We start from the raw sequence: 17,634 nt of genomic DNA, 5'->3' as shown, positions 1-17,634 counted from the left end.
TAACCCAAGATACGAGGATGGATTCTGTGCATAGCAAACTGTTGACCGCGACCCTGTTGTTGGGAGCCTCTTCCCTGCTCCAGGCTGCTCCGACCGTACACATCTATAACTGGTCCGATTATATCGGCGAAGAGACGCTGCCCTCTTTCCAGAAGGTCACCGGCATTCGACCCGTCTATGACGTGTTCGATTCCAACGAGACCCTGGAAGGGAAGCTGCTCACCGGTAATACCGGTTATGACGTTGTGGTGCCTTCCAACAACTTCCTCGGCAAGCAGATCAAGGCGGGCGCCTTCCAGAAGCTCGACCGCAGCCTGCTGCCCAACTGGAACAATCTGGACCCCATGCTGCTCAAACAGCTGGAGGTCAACGATCCCGGCAACCAGTACGCGGTGCCCTACCTGTGGGGGACCAACGGCATCGGCTACAACGTCGAGAAGGTGAAGGCAGTGCTGGGAGTGGATCACATCGACTCCTGGGCCGTCATCTTCGAGCCGCAGAATATCCAGAAGCTCGCCAAATGCGGCGTCGCCCTGCTCGATTCAGGGGATGAGATGCTGCCTCTGGCGGCCCTCTACCTTGGGCTCGATCCCAACAGCAAGGACCCGGAGACCTTCAAGAAGGCCGAGGCCCGCCTGATGGAGATCCGCTCCTATGTCACCTATTTCCACTCCTCCAAGTACATCGGCGATCTGGCCAACGGCGACATCTGCGTGGCGGTCGGTTATTCGGGCGATGTGATGCAGGCCGCCGCCCGTGCCGAAGAGGCGGGCAAGGGGATCGAGATCGCCTATTCCATCCCCAAGGAGGGGAGCAACCTCTGGTTTGACATGATGGCGATTCCGGTGGACTCCAGGCATGTCAAAGAGGCCCACGCCTATATCAATTATCTGCTCGATCCCCAGGTGATCGCCGGGGTCAGCAAGTACGTGGGGTACGCCAATCCCAATACCAAGGCGGTGCCCTACATGGATGAGGGGATGCTCACCGATCAGGGCATCTACCCCAGTAAAGACGTGCTCGGTCGGCTCTACATCGCCGCCGAACGTACCCCCAAGATCCAGCGACAGTTCACGCGCAGCTGGAGCCGGGTCAAGACCGGAAAATAACAAAAAGTGGGGTCGGGCCGGCAGGCCCGCCCCTTCGTCTCAGTAGCCAGGACACGGCCGTGAGGGGCAGTGTGCATTGTTTGGGAGTTTGGTGATGGCAATAGCCTCCAGTGCCTACAAGAAAGCCCTAGAAGGGAGCCAGCAGCCGAAAGAGGTGCTGGTGAAGATCGACAGGGTGAGCAAGCAGTTTGACGAGACCCTGGCGGTCGATAACGTCTCCCTCAACATCAACAAGGGGGAGATCTTCGCCCTGCTGGGGGGCTCGGGCTCCGGTAAATCGACCCTGCTGCGGATGCTGGCGGGGTTCGAGCGTCCGACCGAGGGTCGCATCTTCCTCGACGGGGTGGACATCACCGACATGCCCCCCTACGAGCGCCCCATCAACATGATGTTCCAGTCTTACGCCCTCTTCCCGCACATGACAGTGGCGCAGAATATCGCCTTCGGTCTTAAGCAGGATGGTCTGCCCAGGGCTGAGGTCGATGCCAGGGTCGAGGAGATGCTCAAGCTGGTGCAGATGACCCAATATGCCAAGCGCAAGCCGCACCAGCTCTCCGGTGGTCAGCGGCAGCGGGTGGCCCTGGCCCGATCTCTGGCCAAGCGCCCCAAGCTGCTGCTGCTCGACGAGCCCATGGGGGCGCTCGACAAGAAGCTGCGCTCCCAGATGCAGCTTGAGCTGGTGGAGATCATCGAGCGGGTCGGGGTGACCTGCGTCATGGTGACCCACGATCAGGAAGAGGCCATGACCATGGCCGAGCGTATCGCCATCATGCACCTGGGGTGCATCGAGCAGATCGGCAGCCCGATGGACATCTACGAGACCCCGGCCAGCCGCCTGGTGTGCGAGTTTATCGGCAACGTCAACCTGTTTGACGGCGTGTTGGTGGAAGATGAGCTGGACCACGCGGTGATCGCCTGTCCCCATCTGGATCAGCCCATCATGGTGGGCCACGGCATCAGTACCCGGGCCGAGGACAAGAAGGTCACCTATGCCCTGCGTCCCGAGAAGCTGCTGATGAGCACCCAGAAGCCGGAGGACCTGGAGCATCCCAACCATAACGGCACCTGGGGCAAGGTGTACGACATCGCCTACCTGGGGGGCCACTCCGTCTACTTCATCGAGCTGCCGTCGGGCATGGTGGTTCAGGCCTTCATCGCCAATGCCGAACGCCACGGCAAGCGGCCCACCTGGAACGACCAGGTGTTCCTCTACTGGGAAGATGACAGCGGCGTGGTGCTGCAATCATGAAGACGATGAATCTTGCCATCGGCCGCCGGTTGGTCATCGGTGTGCCCTTCTTCTGGCTGTTCCTGTTCTTCCTGCTCCCCTTCATCATGGTGCTGAAGATCAGTTTCGCCGAGGCGGATGTGGCCATTCCGCCCTACACGGATGTGATGACCTGGGCCGATAACCAGCTCACCATACTGCTTAACCTCGGCAACTACCTGCTGCTCGACGAGGATGAACTCTATCTGGCCGCCTATCTCGGTTCGCTCAAGATGGCGTTCATCAGCACCCTGCTCTGTCTGCTGATCGGCTACCCCATGGCCTACGCCATCTCACGGGCCGAGAAGCATATGCAGACCGTCTACCTGCTGCTCATCATGATGCCCACCTGGACCGCCATCCTGATCCGGGTCTACGCCTGGATGGGCATCCTCAGCAACAATGGGCTGCTCAACAGCGTCTTGATGGGGATCGGCCTCATCGATCAGCCGCTGCAGATCCTCAACACCAACGTGGCCGTCTACATCGGCATCGTTTACTCCTATCTGCCCTTTATGGTGCTGCCCCTTTACGCCAACCTGGCCAAGCACGATCACAGCCTGCTCGAGGCAGCCTCGGATCTGGGGGCGCGCAACCTGACCCGTTTCTGGCAGATCACCGTGCCTCTCTCCAAGAACGGCATCATCGCGGGCTGCATGCTGGTGTTCATCCCTGTGGTGGGGGAGTTCGTCATTCCCGAGCTGCTCGGTGGTCCAGAGACCCTGATGATCGGCAAGGTGCTGTGGCAAGAGTTCTTCAACAACCGCGACTGGCCGGTGGCCTCGGCCCTGGCGGTGGTGATGCTGGCGATCCTCATCATCCCCATCATCCTGTTCAACCGTAACCAGGCCAAGGAGCTGGAGGGCAAGGTATGAAACAGCACAACTTCTCCCGCTTCATGCTCTGGGCCGGTCTGACCTTCATCTACCTGCCCATGGTCATCATGGTGATCTACTCCTTCAACGCCTCCAAGCTGGTGACCGTGTGGGGGGGCTGGTCCCTCAAGTGGTATTTCGGTCTGCTCAAGAACACCCAGCTCATCAACTCTGTGCTGCGTTCCCTCGAGATCGCCTTCTACACGGCGATCGCGGCGGTGGCGCTCGGTACCCTGGCGGCCTTCGTGCTGACCCGCATCCCCCGCTTCCGCGGCCGGACCCTGTTCGGTGGCATGGTGACGGCGCCGCTGGTGATGCCCGAGGTGATCACGGGTCTCTCCCTGCTGTTGCTGTTCGTGGCCATGGCCCAGCTGGTGGGCTGGCCGGCGGAGCGGGGCATGCTGACCATCTGGATCGCCCACACCACCTTCTGTTCGGCCTATGTGGCGATCGTGGTGTCGGCGCGCCTGCGCGAGCTGGATCTCTCCATCGAGGAGGCGGCCATGGATCTGGGGGCCCGCCCGTGGAAGGTGTTCTTCCTTATCACCATCCCGATGATCGCCCCCTCCCTGGCGGCCGGTGGCATGATGTCGTTTGCCCTGTCGCTGGACGACCTGGTACTGGCCAGCTTCGTGGCGGGCCCCGGCGCGACCACCCTGCCGATGGAGGTCTTCTCCGCCGTGCGTCTCGGTGTGAAGCCGGAGATCAACGCCATCGCCAGCCTGATCCTGCTCTCTGTCTCCCTGTTTACCTTCTTTAGCTGGTACTTCATGGCCAAGGCAGAGAAGCGTCGCAAGGCGGAGATTGCCCACATGCTGCAGATGCAGTCGGTGGTCGACGCCCAGTGATGATAAGATCCGCATTCTCTCGTCAATCAGGAGGATGAGAATGCGGATTACCCTCTTTACCGGCAGCCGGGCTGCACTCTCCCCCCAGCTTGATTCCGCCATCGCCAAGCGGCCGGCCACGGCTTCGCTCTGGTGTGGTGCAACCGGGCTGGAGGGGGATGAGCAGGCCGATCCCCGCCATCACGGTGGCCCGGAACGGGCCCTGCATCACTATCCTGCCGACCACTACGCCTTCTGGCGCAGCTGGCAGCAGAGCCTGGGGTTACCCGATCCCGCCACTCCCTGGTTGCCCGGCGCCTTCGGCGAGAACCTCTCGTGCACTGGCCTGACCGAGGAGGGGGTTCATATCGGGGACCTCTTTCGCCTGGGTGAGGCACTGGTGCAGGTGAGTCAGCCCCGTTCTCCCTGTTTCAAGCTCAACCTGCGCTTCGGTTACCCCGACTTCTCCCTGATGATGCAGCTGAGCGGTCGCTGTGGCTGGTTACTGCGGGTGGTGGAGGAGGGCGCTGTTGCGCCGGATGCCGAACTGACCCTGATCGATCGTACCTCGACCCTAAGCGTGAAGCGCTGTGCGGATATCCTCTTCAACCAGGCATTGGTTGAGGCCGATCTGCGTCTGCTGGCGGAGCATCCAACCCTCTCCCCCAACTGGCGACACCATGCCAGCCAGTGGCTGGAGCGGGGGGAAGCCGCCGACTGGCGCCATCGCCTGCTCGGTCCCCAGGGTCTTTCTGGTTGAAAAAACGGCGCTTCGGGCAGGCGGTGAGCAAACGCGCCGCTTTTCCAAAAAAAAGTGAAAAAAACCTTGTCACGGGGCGGGGGTTTAGGTAAATTCACGCCCCGTCGACATCGGTGTGTAGCGCAGCTTGGTAGCGCACTTCGTTCGGGACGAAGGGGTCGGAGGTTCGAATCCTCTCACACCGACCACATTTGAAAAGGCCGCTCATAGAGCGGCCTTTTTGCATTTCAGCCCTGCCGATGACGGGCCGCCTCCTGTTGCAGTAACCGGAGCATGGTCGTCCACTCCTCCCCCTGCCGGTAATACACACCTATGATGCCCCTGTTGTACTCCTCGCTCATCCGCAGGGGCAGCAGCCCCTGCCGGCCCAGGTATTCCCCCATCTGACGCGGGAAGGGCATGATCATGTTGCTCCCCCGCAGCAGGTCCATGGCCACCATCATGGAGTTGGTGGTGTGGATGAATTTGTCGTCGATTCCCATGCGTTGCTTCTCTGCCTGCTTGGTGGAGAGGTCGTGTACCAGCCGGATGAAGCGATGTTCATCGGGGGTGACCAGCAGGGTCGGGTAGCGGGCCAGGTCCTGCTTGCTGCAGAGGGTGTGGCTCAGGGGGTGTCCAGTGCGGACGAAGAGGGCATCCTCGGCCTGCAGCAAGGGCTCGAAGTGGAGTTGGCTCTGTTCGGCCAGCCCGTGGATCTCGTGGCCGATGAAGAGATCGATCTCGTGATGGGCGAGCAGGTCCAGCAGGCGCAGGTGGTTACCCACCTGGATGTTGAGCGAGGCGGCCGGGTGGGCGTCACAATAGCGGCTGACGACCGGCAGCAACAGGCCGTGCCACCAGGCGTGACCGGTGCCGATGCGCAGGGCGTGGTGCTGGCGATCCCGGATTCGTTGCAGGCGTTGGTGAGTCTGTTGATAGAGCGCCTCTATCTCCCTGGCCTGCTCCAGCAGGCAGAGTCCCGCCTCGGTCAGGGTGATGCCGCTGCTGTTGCGTTGGTAGAGGGTGACCCCCAGCCTCTCCTCCAGACGGCGCATGTTGTGGGTGAGGGTGGGTTGGGTCACGCCGAGGTGTCGGGCCGCCTGGCTCAGGTTACGGCAGGTGGCGACCTGAATGAATTGTTGTAGCTGTCGGTTCACTGTGATGATGGGGGCTTGGCAAGGGGAGGCCACCATATCCCCGCCGAGTGTGGGTAGCAAGGTGCGGAAGGCGGTGCGGGGAGCCCCGTCACGATCACAGTTTCAGAGAATCGAAATAGCGGGTTATGGCCTCTCAACGGTGACCCGATCACACTTTTCGGGGGCGTTATAGATGGCCTCTATCGGTGGTGAGGCCCTGTGCTATTTCTAACCCCATGATCCTCTTCCCTAGAATGGCGCGGCACATCGTTGCCTATAAAAAATAAAGGGAAAATCATGAAGCTCCATCCTGTCGCCATGGCCGTTGCCCTCTGCAGCGGCGGCCTGCTACTCAGCGCCTGCAACCAGAATGACTCGACAACCCCGCCCAACCCCGAGGCCCAGAAGGCCCCCTGGGCGTTCGATCTCTACATGGTCGGGGAGTTCAGTGGCTGGAATCGCGATAACAAGTTCAAGTTTGTCTATCGTGACGGCGCCTATCACCTGGATAACCTGCGTCTCAACAGCGGCATGCCCCCCTTCAAGGTGGCGGGCCCCGAGTGGGGGACCTATCCGGACTTCGCCGCCGACACCCAGAAAGAGACCGCGATTCACCCGGGGCAAGCCTATCCTATGTACTACCTGGACGGGGGACAAAACAACCGGCTGGTGGTAGAGCGCAGGGGGCTGTTCGACATCAGGGTCGAGGTGAATCGCGCCGATCTGGCGGCCCCCGGCATCACCTTCACCATGGAGCGGGATGACCCTGTGTACCCTCAAACCCTCTATCTGTTCGGCATCGAGGGGAGCCGCGAGCCGGTCCTCTCCCTCACCTATCTGGGAGACGGTCGCTACGTCACCGTGGCCCGCCTGGCGGCCGGTGATCACCGGCTGGAGATAGGCTCAGCCGGCGGCGAACTGGGCCTGTCGAGCCTGGGTGCGCAGGCCAAACCCAGCGAGAGCCTGCCGCTGGCGCGCTGTGATGGCGCCTGCAGCCCGTTCGATCTCACCCTGGCTCAGGAGGGGTTCTACAAGTTTGAGCTGGATGCGAGCCGGGCTGACGCCCCCCGCCTGATGGTGAGCGAGGCGAGCGCTGAGGATCTGACTCTGGTCAACCCGCATCAGGGGCATGAGGCGGTCGAGAAGCGCTCCTTCGATACCTATCAAGCCGGGGTGAAGGAGGAGGTCACCTTCTCGGTGCTCAAGCGCGATGTCGAGCTGCGCCAATACGCCCAATCCACCACCCAGGAGCTGCGTGACCCGGTCGAAAATCATGTGACCTACCGGGAGGAGGCCGATCTGCCCAGGGTGCGCACCGGCAGCCTGGCCTTCGATGCCCTGTTTGCCCTGGCCAACCATGAGATGCGCCTCAACAGCGTGGCAGAGGTGAAGGATGGCAGCTACAACGGTGGCCGGGCCATCTCGTGTGACTGCTTCGAGACGGGGGCCAAGTGGCATTATGTCTGGACCCGGGATCTCTCCTATGCCACCGATCTGGGGCTCGGCACCCTGGATCCCCTGCGCGCCCGCAACTCGCTGCAGTTCAAGCTCTCCCCGTTCAGGGCATCCCTGCAGGGGGATCTCTCGCCCCGCATCCCCGAGGGGGCGCAGATAGTGCAGGACACAGGGACCGGCGGCAGCTGGCCCATCAGCACGGATCGGGTGACCTGGGCCATGGGGGCCGAGGCGGTGCTGGGCAGCCTGGATGAGCCGGAGCGGCTCGTCTTCGCCCGCCAGGTTTATGGCGGGCTCAAGGCCACCCTGGAGAGCGACCGGCTGGCCGCCTTCGATCCGGCCGACGGCCTCTACACGGGGGAGCAGTCCTACCTGGACTGGCGTGAACAGACCTATGCCAGGTGGATTACCGGGGACATCGCCCATATCGCCATGAGCAAGGCCCTCTCGACCAACGTGAACCACTACCGGGCGCTGCGCCTGGCGGCCCGCCTGGCGGACCAGCAGGGGGAGAGCGAGGTGGCCAGCCGCTATGAGGGGTGGGCCCGGGATCTGAAACTGGCCATCAACCGGGGCTTCTGGATGCCGGAGCAGGGCATGTATGCCAGCCTCATCTATGGTGCGACCGATGCCGGCCAGGGTTATCGCTTCGACATGCTGGGGGAGGCCCTGGCCATTGTCAGCGGCATCGCCGATGAGCAGCAGGCCAGGTCGATCGTCAGCCGTTACCCCTTCGGCCCCTTCGGTGCGCCCGTCTACTTCCCCCAGCAACCCGATGTGCCCGTCTATCACAACCGCTCCATCTGGCCTTTCGTCACCGCCTACGCCCTCAAGGCGGCGGTGCAGGTGAAGAGCGTGGCGGCGGTCGATCGCCATGTGGACACCCTGATGCGCGGCGCGGCCCTCAACCTCTCCAACATGGAGAACCTGGAGTGGCTCTCCGGTCAGCCCTCCCTGATGGATCTGGAGCACCCCGAGCTGAGTGGCCCGGTGATCAACTCCCAGCGCCAACTCTGGTCCGTGGGGGGGTACCTCGGTATGGTGACGGGTGACATCTTCGGTTATCGGGTGGAGGAGGGGGGCATACGCCTCACGCCCTTCGTCACCACAAGGCTGCACCGCCTCATGGGGGGCAGTGACAGCGTGACCCTGACGGGGCTCAACTATCGGGGCAAGACGATCAGCATAGTGCTGCAACTGCCCGCACAGGGGGCGGTCGGTGGTTACTATCCGGTGGCGGGAATCCGCCTCAACGGCAACGAGGTGAGCGGCGATCGGATCGACGCCAGCCAGCTGCAGGGGAGCAACCGCATCGAGATCCGGTTTGGCGCCGCCCAGCGCGACGAGCAGCCGGTGACCCTGATCGAGGGGGTCGATCCCCGCTCGGTGGATGACCCCAACGTCTTTGCCCCCGTGGAGCCGCAGATGGTCGCCGTGACCCGCCAGGGTGACGGGGTAGCCGTCGAGTTTAGTGACATGGCCAACCGCGGCGGCGTCACCTACAACCTCTATCGCAACGGACAGCGGGTGGCCAGTGGCCTGACCGAGCCGCGTTGGCTGGATGCGGGTCTGCCTGCGACCGACGGGGCCTGCTACAGCGCCGAGGCGGTCTATGGGTCCAGTGGCCATCGCTCCCATCACGCCAAGCCCTTGTGCCTGAACGCGGTGCGAGAGCGCATCCCGGTCACCGACGCCAGGGTTCGCCACGATGGCAGCCTGGTGACGGGGGAGGGGATTGAGGTCGCCTATCTCAAGGATTGGGGGGCGCCGGGTGAGCAGCTGCTGATCGGGGATCTGCCCATCGAGGGCAAGCGGATGATCCGGCTCGAGTATTTCAACGGTCACCACGCCATCAATCTGGGAGTGACCAACGGGGTCAAGCTGGTCGAAGTGCTGAGCCAGGGCGGTGCCGTGGTGGCGAGCGGTGCGGTGCAGATGCCCCATGTCATGAAGGAGGGGGAGAAGAAGCCCCTGCGCGAGTCGACGCCGTTGGCGGTCGATCTGCCGGCCGGTCGTTACAGCGTCCGGGTCAGCGACTTCTATAACATGAGCTATCTAAGCTCCAATGAGACCTATAACGATGCGGGTGGACGGGAGGGGCCCATCAACCGGGTCGATCTGGCCGCCCTGCTGCTGACGGATCGCTAAGGGCCATAGATGCAAACGCCGCTCTTGAGAGCGGCGTTTTTCTTGAGGCTGTCATCAGCTCAGACGGGAGGGGTAGACCTTCTTGAGAAACTCCGGGGCCAACACCTCGACCTGACCGTCGATGTTGTGCAGCCAGCTGCGAAACTCGGGGGTGTCGGCCACCTCGGTCTCCACCACCACGCTGCGCTTGTCATAGCGGGTCATGCGCTGGTTGCGACCGGGGATGTCACCCTCGCGCAGGGCCTGGCTGCTCTCGTCGATACGGCCGACGAAGCGGATGGTGCTGCTGGCATCCTGATAGCTCTGCTCGCGCACCAGCTTCTGGAGGTTGAAATCCTTCGGCTGGGTGGTGCTGTGGTTGGTCAGCTCTATTTCGCGAATATGGTCGAAGGCGATGCCGTAGACCTTGGGATCCAGCTCGGAGAGGGTACAGAGCAGCACCGGGCCCTCCTCCTGATTCAGGATGCCGAGGGGGTTGATCAGATCGTAACGCAGCCAGACGGTACGCTCCTTGATCACCCGCTGCACGTCGGCGCTGAACTTGCGGCCACGCCACAGGGCGTCGCGGATCAGGGTGCTGCGGCGAATATCCGGGTTGCCGGCGAAGGGGCGCGGCGACTGGTGAACGCTCTCGAGCCAGCGTTGGGCCGGTTCGCTCTGGCTGTCCTGGATCACCTGACAGGCCTTGTCCACCAGGGGGTTGAGTTCGGTCAGCACGCTCGCCGGCAGCAGTTGACTGGCCTGATCGCTCCAGGTCTTCAGGGCCACCGCCAGGGAGAGGGGCATGATATTGGCGAAGTCGCTCAGGCCGTTGCGTTCGAAGCACCAGCCATGGGGCTTGCTGCGCTCATCGGAGGTGAGGTCGAACAGACCCATGCCTGACATCTCTTCCAGATCGCGCTGGACGGTACGCAGGCTGACACGGATCCCCTCTTCCTCGAGTTTCACCTGCAGTTGGCTGGCGGTCAGCTTGTAGGGACGGTGCGGAATGCAGCGTGCCAGCGTCAGTTGTCTTAACAGCTTCTTGCTCATGGTGAATGCCTTTGCTGATGGGCTATGAGTCTATCCTAGAGACAAGTTGCGACAACTTCTGTCGCATTTTTTGCTGCGACAAGTGTCGCCATTTACATACACAATGGCATATCTATCTGAAAATCATGGATTTTAACAAAACAAAGGGCCCCGTTAGGAGCCCTGAAGGTTTCTGTCGCAGTGGGTTTTGCTTGCCTAGTTCAGCCAGGAGAGGGGGCTCTTGAGGAGGGCGGCCCCCACCATGTAGCCAAACAGACCCAGTGCGCTGACCCCCGAGAGGGTACGCAGGAGCGGACGCCGGCTCTTGAGGGCCACCATGCCGGCGGCGATATAGCCGACCAGGGCGATCAGCTTGGCCAGCAACCAGGGTTGGCTGCCGGGGGAGAGGTGCAGCAGCACCGCCAGCCAGAGGCCGGCCCCGAGCAGCAGGGTGTCGTTGATGTGGGGAGCTATCTTGAGCCACTTGCGCTGCAAGAGCGGGCTCTCCATCAGTGCCAGTATCCAGCGGCCGAGAAACAGCAGCAGGCTCACCATGGCCAGCAGCATATGCAGGTGCTTTATCAATGGGTAGTAGGTGATCATCTCTCTTCCTTGGGGTGTTCATCGGCGGGCAAACCGCTGTCCCAGTCGTGATGACGGGCGCGCTCCTGCTCCTCCTCGTCATCTTGCAGCAAGTCGGCCAGGATGTCGCGGTATTGCAGGCTCTTGTTGATATAGGTGTGTTCGTCGTCCAGATAGTGGAGCTGCTCGTGCAGCAGACGATTGTCGTGCTGCTTGAAGGTCTGGCCGGCGCGCCACGCCTGGTTGGCCCGAAAGCCGAGTTGGGTCAGAGCCTCGACCCCGAGATCGACCGCCGACCCCAGGGTTTCGCGATAGACCCTCTCGACCCCGTTACGCAGCAGCGCGTGGGCGTGGGGACGGTCCTGGGCCCGGGCCAGTATGCGCAGGTGGGGGAAGTGCTTGTGCGCCGTCTCTATGATGGCCAGGGTCATGGCCGGATCGTTGACCGCCACCACCAGCAGCCTGGCCTGGTGGGCCCCGGCCGCGTGCAGCAGATCGAGCCTGGCCGCATCCCCGTAGAAGACCTGGTAGCCGAACTTGCGCAGCATCTCGATCTGGCTCGGGTCCTGCTCGAGTATGGTGGTGCCGATGCCGTGACCGTGCAGCATACGCCCCACCATCTGCCCGAAGCGACCGAAGCCGGCGATGATGACCGGGTTGTCGGCGGGCTCGGGGTTGGCGTGTTCCCGGGCCGTAGCCTGATAGTCGAAGCGGGGCTGGATCAGGCGATCGTTGAGGATCAGCAGCAGGGGACCGAGCGCCATGGAGAGGGTCACCACCAGGGTGAGCAGATCGGTGATCTCACCATCGAGCACCCGGGCCTGGCCGGCGAAGGAGAAGAGGACGAAGGCAAACTCCCCCCCCTGGGCCAGCGCCAGGGCGAAGGTCCAGTTCTGGTTCGGGCTCATCCGCAGCACCCGGCCCAGTCCCATCAGCACGGCCCACTTCACCGCCACCAGCACGATGACCAGCAGGGGGATCAGCAGGGGATGCTCGGCAAACAGGCTAAAGTCGATACCGGCCCCCACCGACATGAAGAAGAGGCCGAGCAACAGCCCCTTGAAGGGGGCCATGTCCGCCTCGAGCTCGTGGCGGTATTCGCTCTCGGCCAATACTACGCCGGCCAGGAAGGAGCCGAGCGCCGGCGAGAGGCCCACCGACTCCATCAACACGGCGATCCCCACCACCAGCAGCAGGGCGGCGGCGACGAAGATCTCCCGCAGATGGGCCTGGGCGATGGCACGAAAGATGGGACGCATCAGGTAGTGGCCACCCAACACTATGCCGCTGATGGCGGCGGCCACCACCATGCCCTGCTGCCAGCCACTGAGACCGCTGCTCTCGCCGAGGGTGGTGGGCTGCAGGGCCAGCAGGGGAAGCAGAGAGAGGATGGGGATGACGGCGATATCCTGCAGCAGCAGCACGGCGAACGCGCTGCGACCGCTCTCGCTCTGCATCTGGTGGCGCTCCTGCAGGCTCTGCAGGGCGATGGCCGTCGAGGAGAGGGCCAGGATCAGGCCGATGGCGAGCGCACTCTGCCAACCGAGGGAGAAGAGCAGCCCCACCCCGGTGAGAGCGACCGTGGTGAGCACCATCTGCAGACCACCCGTGCCGAGGATGGGTCCCTTGAGTTGCCACAGCAGGGCGGGTTTGAGCTCCAGCCCCACCAGAAACAGCATCAGCACCACACCGAATTCGGCAAAGTGCATCACCTCTTTCTGATCCCCCACCAGGCCGAGCAGATAGGGGCCGATCAAGATACCCGCCAGCAGGTAGCCGAGCACAGAGCCGAGGCCGAAGCGCTTGGCCAGCGGCACCGCGATGACGGCGGCCCCCAGATAGATGAGGGCGTTGTGCAGCAGTCCCTGTTCCATCACAGCGCCTCCAGCAGATCGCGCAGGTAGTCGTGGCCGGCCAGTTGCTCCTGCGCCAGGCGGTCGTCGCGCAGGGCCTCGAGCAGGCGGCGATACTCCTGGCCGCAGCGGGTGAAGGCTCCTGGTTCGCTCAGCTTGTGGAAGGAGTGCAGTACGAAGGGGGGCAGCCAGGTCATGCCGCACATCCGGGCCGTCTGTTGAAACGGCAGCAGGAAGTCGAGCAGGGGGCGGTGGTTGTAGCCGGCCTCGCTGTATGACTCCGGTGCCCCCCCTGTGGTGATGGCCGAGAGCCACTGTTTGCCGTGCAAGGCGGTGCCCTCCTGGCCATAGGCATAGCCGTACTCGAGCACCAGATCGCACCACTCCTTGAGGATGGCGGGGCCGGAGTACCAGTAGAAGGGGTGTTGAAAGACGATGAGATCGTGCTCGGCCAACAGGGCTTGCTCCCGTTTAACATCGATCAGCTGATCCGGGTAGGTCTGATAGAGATCGTGCAGTGTGACCCCCTCCAGATCCGAGATGGCCTGCAGCAGACTGCGGTTGGCCCGCGACTTCTGCAGGGCGGGGTGGGCAAACAGCACCAGGATGCGTTTCATGGGGTCCTCGGTTTGTCCTGTCACAGGGGCCCCATTCTCGGCCGGGTTGTCGATGGCGTCCAGTCCGTCGATCCCGCCTTGACCCTGCCCCCGGTGGTAAGGTTAGGATATGCCCCTGTTCCCGATGAGGTCTCCCATGCTCTCCCTAACCCATTCCCGACTCGGCGCCGGCCGCTGGATACCCTTGTGGTGTCTGCTGCTGGTGTTGATGTCGTTCGGGACCAGGGCGGCGGCCGACCTCTGTACCTTCACCAGCCACTGTGGCGCCATGGAGCGCAACCTGGAGAAGGCGATGCCCTGCGGCAGCTTCACCACGGCTCTCAGCATGACGGTGGTGGCGGATGCCTGGTTGGGGGTGGCCCGTCCGGTGCCCGATACCCCCTGCTTCCCCGAGCCGAGCCGTTTCGTCCCTGTCGCCCCGGTGGAGCGGCTGGAGCGCCCTCCGATCTCCCTCCTCTGACTCGTCGCCGTCTTCCTTCCGGGGAAGGCTCAACCCTAAGTCAAACGAGGATAACCCGATGAAACTCGCATCCCGTCTGCTGGCCATGATGGCCGGTGTGGCTGCCTTCTCCGCCGTTGCGGGGCAGAGCATGACCGTTTATGAATCCCCCTACTGCGGCTGCTGCAAGGGGTGGGTCAAACACATGGAGGAGAATGGCTTCGACGTGAAGGTGGTGGAGACCAATGATCTCGCTACCGTCAAGGCCAGGTACGGCATCCGTCCCGAGCTCTCCTCCTGCCACACCGGCATAGTGGAAGGGTATGTGGTGGAGGGGCATGTCCCCGCCGCCGACGTCAAGCGCCTGCTCAAGGAGAAACCGGCGATCCAGGGGCTGACCATTCCCGGCATGCCCCAGAGCGCCCCGGGAATGGACATTCCCGGCCACCCCTATGAGGTGCTGAGCATGGACAAGGAGGGCAAGACGGCCCGCTGGTCCGCCTACCCGGGCTGACCCAAGACCGCTGTGGTGCGCTCCTTTCATCCCATGTGAGGCACACCTGGCAGACTGCCGAGCCGCCGCAGCGGTCGACCGCCACCCTTGGGTGGCGGTTTTTTTATGGAGATCGCCTTGTCATCGGGCCCGTATGGGGGCAGATTGGTCCCGCCAGGAGAGTGGCCCAGGCCGCTCGAGAGAAACGACAGAAGATCGCAAAGGACGCGACATGTTGCTAAAACCCCATTGGCTGCTCTGGTTGGGACTCCTGACCGGGGCCGCCCAAGCCGCGAGTATTGCCCCCATGACCCAGCCCATGCCTCCCCAGGCCGCCCGCCATCCCCATCTGCTCAAGAGTCACGGGGATGAGCGTATCGACAACTACTACTGGCTGCGGGATGACGAGCGCCGCGATCCGGCCGTGCTCGACTACCTCAAGGCCGAGAATGACTACACCACTACCATGCTGGCCCCCTCCAGGGCGCTGCGCGATACCCTCTACAAGGAGATGGTGGCGCGCATTCCCCAGCGGGACGAGTCGGTGCCCTACGTCAAGAATGGCTACCGCTACCAGACTCGCTACGAGCCGGGCAAGGAGTACGCCATCTACAGCCGTGAGGCGGTGGCAGGCGGCGCCTCCCAGCTGCTGCTGGATGGCAACCGGCGTGCCGAGGGGCACGACTACTACGCCACCGGCGCGCTCGAGGTGAGCCGCGACAACCGGCTGCTGGCGGTGAGCGAAGACCTGGTATCGCGCCGCCAGTATGACGTGCGCTTCTTCGATATCGAGCGCGGCCAGTGGTTGCCCGATACCATCGCGAATACTTCGGGCAACATCGTCTGGGCCGCCGACAACAAGACCCTCTTCTATGTGCGCAAGCACCCGCAGACCCTGCTGCCCTATCAGGTCTATCGCCACGTGCTGGGTACGGATCCGGCCAAGGATGAGCTGGTCTATGAGGAGAAAGACGACACCTTCTACGTCAGCCTCTATGCCACCACCTCGGAAGAGTTCATCGTCATCAGTGTCTCCAGTACCACCACGGGCGAGGCCCTGCTGCTCGATCCCCTTCACCCCGAGCGTCCCCCCAAGGTGTTCCTGCCCCGTCGGGTGAACCACGAGTACGGCATCGATCACTATCGCGGCTACTTCTATGTGCGCTCCAACAAGGACGGCAAGAACTTCGGCCTCTACGAGACCCGCGAGGCCTCGGAGGCGCGCTGGAAGCCGGTGGTGGCGCCGCGCCCCGACACCCTGCTGGAAAACTATACCCTGCTGCGCGACTGGCTGGTGGTGGAGGAGCGGGAAGGGGGGCTGACCCGGCTGCGCCAGATCCGCTGGAAGGATGGGGAGCAGAAGGCGATCGCCTTCGACGATCCCGCCTACGTCACCTGGCTCGGCTACAACCCCGAGCCCGACACCGATCGCCTGCGCTACGGCTACTCGTCACTGACCACCCCGAGCACCACCTACGAGGTGAACCTCGACAGCGGCGAGCGTACCCGGCTCAAGCAGCAGGCGGTGGCCGGCTTCAAGAGCGAGGATTACGCCAGTGCCCGGCTCTGGGTGAGCGCCCGTGATGGCGTCAAGGTGCCGGTCTCGCTGGTGTGGCGCAAAGACAAGTTCAAACAGGATGGCAGCAACCCCCTGCTGGTCTATGGCTACGGTTCGTATGGCGCCAGCATGGATCCGGACTTTGGCAGCGCCCGCCTGAGCCTGCTCGATCGCGGATTCGTCTATGCCATTGCCCACATCCGTGGTGGCGAGGAGCTGGGGCGCGACTGGTATGAACAGGGCAAGCTGCTCAACAAGCAGAACAGCTTCAACGACTTCGTGGATGTCACCCGGGCCCTGGTCGAGCAGAAGTACGCAGCCGCCGATCGGGTTTATGCCATGGGAGGCAGCGCCGGCGGCCTGCTGATGGGGGCGGTGATCAACCAGGCCCCCGAGCTCTATCGCGGCGTAGTGGCCCAGGTGCCGTTCGTCGATGTGGTGACCACCATGCTCGACGAGTCGATCCCCCTCACCACCGGCGAGTACGACGAGTGGGGCAACCCGGGCGAGAAGGCCTACTACGACTACATGAAGTCCTACAGTCCCTACGATCAGGTCAAGGCTCAGGCCTATCCGAACCTGCTGGTGACCACAGGATTGCACGACTCCCAGGTGCAGTACTGGGAGCCGGCCAAGTGGGTCGCCAAGCTGCGCGAACTCAAGACCGATCACAACCTGCTGCTGCTCAATACCGACATGGAATCGGGCCACGGGGGCAAGTCGGGACGCTTCAAGGCCTATGAGGATATCGCCCTGGAGTTCGCCTTCCTGCTGCAGGTGGACAAGAGGGCGTAAACCGCCCAACAAAAAGAGCGCCCTTTGGCGCTCTTTTTTTATTTCGCGACCGTCACACAGCGGCGGTGAGCTGGATCTCGACCTTGTAGTCGTCGTGGGCGAGGCGGGCCTGCACGCAGCAGCGCACCGGGGCCGTGCCGGCCGGCAACCAGGCGTCCCACAGCTCGTTGAAGGCGGCGATGTCACCGATCTCTTTCAGATAGATGGTGGCCATCACTATCTTGTCGACCCCGGAGCCGTTCTCTTCCAACAGGCGGGTCAGGCTGGTCAGCACCTCGCGGGTCTGGGACTGGAGGTCGGCCTCCAGGGTGGCGGGAACCTCCACCACATAGAGGGTGCCGTTGTGGATGACGACGTCGGACCAACGGGCCGTGGTGCCGATGCGGGTGATCTGGGACATGAAGATTCCTTGCGATTACAGACCCTTGCGGATCAGATAGCGGTAGGGGGCGGCCTCTATCTCGCTGGCCACCAGAGTGTGGTCCATGAAACGGCAGAAGCTCGGGATGTCGCGGGTGGTGGAGGGATCGTCGGCGCGAACCAGCAGGGTCTCACCGTCGGCCATGTTGCGTACCACCTTGCGCACCATCATCACCGGCTCGGGACAACGGAGTCCAATTGCATCCAGTTCATGGGTTGCCTTGCAGAATAAATCACTCATTAACTTGAAACCCCTAACCAATTCGGCTGCCAATAATACTCTCGGACAAAAAATAATCAAACCGGGTCG

The 17,634-nt window shown here is 62.9% G+C and carries 16 protein-coding genes and 1 tRNA gene; 10 read left to right on the top strand and 7 right to left on the bottom strand.

Annotated features, from left to right (window positions below; genetic code table 11):
• Positions 1 to 17: 17 nt before the first annotated feature.
• The 6 genes from AB5Y48_RS12075 (at position 18) to AB5Y48_RS12050 (ending at position 5,026) form a co-directional block, all read left to right on the top strand.
• Entirely contained in the window at positions 18 to 1,109 is a 1,092-nt protein-coding gene (locus AB5Y48_RS12075) for a polyamine ABC transporter substrate-binding protein (protein ID WP_368164609.1), read from the top strand.
• Between the two features lie 94 nt (positions 1,110 to 1,203).
• Positions 1,204 to 2,358 (top strand): polyamine ABC transporter ATP-binding protein, encoded by a 1,155-nt coding sequence (potA, locus tag AB5Y48_RS12070; protein WP_050665322.1) that lies wholly within the window; start codon positions 1,204 to 1,206, stop codon positions 2,356 to 2,358.
• Positions 2,355 to 3,251, top strand: coding sequence for an ABC transporter permease subunit (locus tag AB5Y48_RS12065; protein ID WP_050665323.1), 897 nt, complete (start codon positions 2,355 to 2,357; stop codon positions 3,249 to 3,251). Before potA ends, AB5Y48_RS12065 begins: the two co-directional genes overlap by 4 nt.
• Entirely contained in the window at positions 3,248 to 4,099 is an 852-nt protein-coding gene (locus AB5Y48_RS12060) for an ABC transporter permease subunit (RefSeq protein ID WP_050665324.1), read from the top strand. Before AB5Y48_RS12065 ends, AB5Y48_RS12060 begins: the two co-directional genes overlap by 4 nt.
• Before the next feature lie 40 nt (positions 4,100 to 4,139).
• Positions 4,140 to 4,838, top strand: coding sequence for an MOSC domain-containing protein (locus tag AB5Y48_RS12055; RefSeq protein WP_050665325.1), 699 nt, complete (start codon positions 4,140 to 4,142; stop codon positions 4,836 to 4,838).
• 111 nt (positions 4,839 to 4,949) lie between these two features.
• Positions 4,950 to 5,026 (top strand) — tRNA-Pro (locus AB5Y48_RS12050).
• A gap of 39 nt (positions 5,027 to 5,065) precedes the next feature.
• On the opposite strand, the gene AB5Y48_RS12045 is transcribed toward AB5Y48_RS12050, so the two are convergent.
• On the bottom strand, positions 5,066 to 6,010 hold the full coding sequence (locus tag AB5Y48_RS12045; RefSeq protein WP_231686236.1) for a LysR family transcriptional regulator: 945 nt from the start codon (positions 6,008 to 6,010) through the stop codon (positions 5,066 to 5,068).
• 240 nt (positions 6,011 to 6,250) lie between these two features.
• Between AB5Y48_RS12045 and AB5Y48_RS12040 the strand changes: the two genes are divergently transcribed.
• Positions 6,251 to 9,556 carry a hypothetical protein gene (locus tag AB5Y48_RS12040; protein WP_368164606.1) on the top strand — a complete coding sequence of 1,102 codons (3,306 nt, stop codon included), beginning with the start codon at positions 6,251 to 6,253 and terminating at the stop codon, positions 9,554 to 9,556.
• Positions 9,557 to 9,610: 54 nt separating this feature from the next.
• Here the strand turns inward: AB5Y48_RS12040 and AB5Y48_RS12035 are convergent, their stop codons facing one another.
• The 4 genes from AB5Y48_RS12035 to AB5Y48_RS12020 form a co-directional block, all read right to left on the bottom strand.
• Complete coding sequence (locus AB5Y48_RS12035) at positions 9,611 to 10,588, bottom strand: YafY family protein (protein ID WP_050665326.1); 978 nt, start codon at positions 10,586 to 10,588, stop codon at positions 9,611 to 9,613.
• A 195-nt stretch (positions 10,589 to 10,783) separates the two neighbouring features.
• Positions 10,784 to 11,170, bottom strand: a complete 387-nt coding sequence (locus AB5Y48_RS12030) for a SirB2 family protein (protein ID WP_050665327.1) — start codon at positions 11,168 to 11,170, stop codon at positions 10,784 to 10,786.
• Entirely contained in the window at positions 11,167 to 13,023 is a 1,857-nt protein-coding gene (locus tag AB5Y48_RS12025) for a monovalent cation:proton antiporter-2 (CPA2) family protein (protein WP_060588125.1), read from the bottom strand. The genes AB5Y48_RS12030 and AB5Y48_RS12025 overlap by 4 nt, the downstream gene beginning before the upstream one ends.
• Positions 13,023 to 13,619 (bottom strand): NAD(P)H-dependent oxidoreductase, encoded by a 597-nt coding sequence (locus tag AB5Y48_RS12020; RefSeq protein ID WP_368164604.1) that lies wholly within the window; start codon positions 13,617 to 13,619, stop codon positions 13,023 to 13,025. Before AB5Y48_RS12020 ends, AB5Y48_RS12025 begins: the two co-directional genes overlap by 1 nt.
• Before the next feature lie 136 nt (positions 13,620 to 13,755).
• Between AB5Y48_RS12020 and AB5Y48_RS12015 the strand changes: the two genes are divergently transcribed.
• The 3 genes from AB5Y48_RS12015 (at position 13,756) to AB5Y48_RS12005 (ending at position 16,904) form a co-directional block, all read left to right on the top strand.
• Positions 13,756 to 14,079, top strand: a complete 324-nt coding sequence (locus AB5Y48_RS12015; protein WP_050665330.1) for a hypothetical protein — start codon at positions 13,756 to 13,758, stop codon at positions 14,077 to 14,079.
• A gap of 58 nt (positions 14,080 to 14,137) precedes the next feature.
• Positions 14,138 to 14,572: a DUF411 domain-containing protein gene (locus tag AB5Y48_RS12010; protein ID WP_050665331.1), complete on the top strand. Its 435-nt coding sequence runs from the start codon at positions 14,138 to 14,140 to the stop codon at positions 14,570 to 14,572.
• Between the two features lie 286 nt (positions 14,573 to 14,858).
• Entirely contained in the window at positions 14,859 to 16,904 is a 2,046-nt protein-coding gene (locus AB5Y48_RS12005; RefSeq protein WP_368164650.1) for a S9 family peptidase, read from the top strand.
• 52 nt (positions 16,905 to 16,956) lie between these two features.
• Here the strand turns inward: AB5Y48_RS12005 and AB5Y48_RS12000 are convergent, their stop codons facing one another.
• Positions 16,957 to 17,304, bottom strand: a complete 348-nt coding sequence (locus tag AB5Y48_RS12000; RefSeq protein ID WP_050665332.1) for a RidA family protein — start codon at positions 17,302 to 17,304, stop codon at positions 16,957 to 16,959.
• A gap of 15 nt (positions 17,305 to 17,319) precedes the next feature.
• Positions 17,320 to 17,565 (bottom strand): sulfurtransferase TusA, encoded by a 246-nt coding sequence (tusA, locus tag AB5Y48_RS11995; RefSeq protein ID WP_005349308.1) that lies wholly within the window; start codon positions 17,563 to 17,565, stop codon positions 17,320 to 17,322.
• Positions 17,566 to 17,634 lie beyond the last annotated feature (69 nt).

The organism is Aeromonas sp. R6-2, from assembly GCF_040908155.1.
Classification (GTDB): domain Bacteria; phylum Pseudomonadota; class Gammaproteobacteria; order Enterobacterales; family Aeromonadaceae; genus Aeromonas; species Aeromonas schubertii.
The sequence above is the reverse complement of the archived record's forward strand: the minus strand, read 5'-3'. Positions and strand labels throughout refer to the sequence as shown.

Excerpts from the sequence above, each read along its gene's own strand:
- AB5Y48_RS12075 (WP_368164609.1), top strand. The coding sequence starts at position 18 with ATGGATTCTGTGCATAGCAAACTGTTGACCGCGACCCTGTTGTTGGGA.
- potA (WP_050665322.1), top strand. The coding sequence starts at position 1,204 with ATGGCAATAGCCTCCAGTGCCTACAAGAAAGCCCTAGAAGGGAGCCAG.
- AB5Y48_RS12065 (WP_050665323.1), top strand. The coding sequence starts at position 2,355 with ATGAAGACGATGAATCTTGCCATCGGCCGCCGGTTGGTCATCGGTGTG.
- AB5Y48_RS12060 (WP_050665324.1), top strand. The coding sequence starts at position 3,248 with ATGAAACAGCACAACTTCTCCCGCTTCATGCTCTGGGCCGGTCTGACC.
- AB5Y48_RS12055 (WP_050665325.1), top strand. The coding sequence starts at position 4,140 with ATGCGGATTACCCTCTTTACCGGCAGCCGGGCTGCACTCTCCCCCCAG.
- AB5Y48_RS12045 (WP_231686236.1), bottom strand. The coding sequence starts at position 6,010 with ATGGTGGCCTCCCCTTGCCAAGCCCCCATCATCACAGTGAACCGACAG.
- AB5Y48_RS12040 (WP_368164606.1), top strand. The coding sequence starts at position 6,251 with ATGAAGCTCCATCCTGTCGCCATGGCCGTTGCCCTCTGCAGCGGCGGC.
- AB5Y48_RS12035 (WP_050665326.1), bottom strand. The coding sequence starts at position 10,588 with ATGAGCAAGAAGCTGTTAAGACAACTGACGCTGGCACGCTGCATTCCG.
- AB5Y48_RS12030 (WP_050665327.1), bottom strand. The coding sequence starts at position 11,170 with ATGATCACCTACTACCCATTGATAAAGCACCTGCATATGCTGCTGGCC.
- AB5Y48_RS12025 (WP_060588125.1), bottom strand. The coding sequence starts at position 13,023 with ATGGAACAGGGACTGCTGCACAACGCCCTCATCTATCTGGGGGCCGCC.
- AB5Y48_RS12020 (WP_368164604.1), bottom strand. The coding sequence starts at position 13,619 with ATGAAACGCATCCTGGTGCTGTTTGCCCACCCCGCCCTGCAGAAGTCG.
- AB5Y48_RS12015 (WP_050665330.1), top strand. The coding sequence starts at position 13,756 with ATGCTCTCCCTAACCCATTCCCGACTCGGCGCCGGCCGCTGGATACCC.
- AB5Y48_RS12010 (WP_050665331.1), top strand. The coding sequence starts at position 14,138 with ATGAAACTCGCATCCCGTCTGCTGGCCATGATGGCCGGTGTGGCTGCC.
- AB5Y48_RS12005 (WP_368164650.1), top strand. The coding sequence starts at position 14,859 with ATGACCCAGCCCATGCCTCCCCAGGCCGCCCGCCATCCCCATCTGCTC.
- AB5Y48_RS12000 (WP_050665332.1), bottom strand. The coding sequence starts at position 17,304 with ATGTCCCAGATCACCCGCATCGGCACCACGGCCCGTTGGTCCGACGTC.
- tusA (WP_005349308.1), bottom strand. The coding sequence starts at position 17,565 with ATGAGTGATTTATTCTGCAAGGCAACCCATGAACTGGATGCAATTGGA.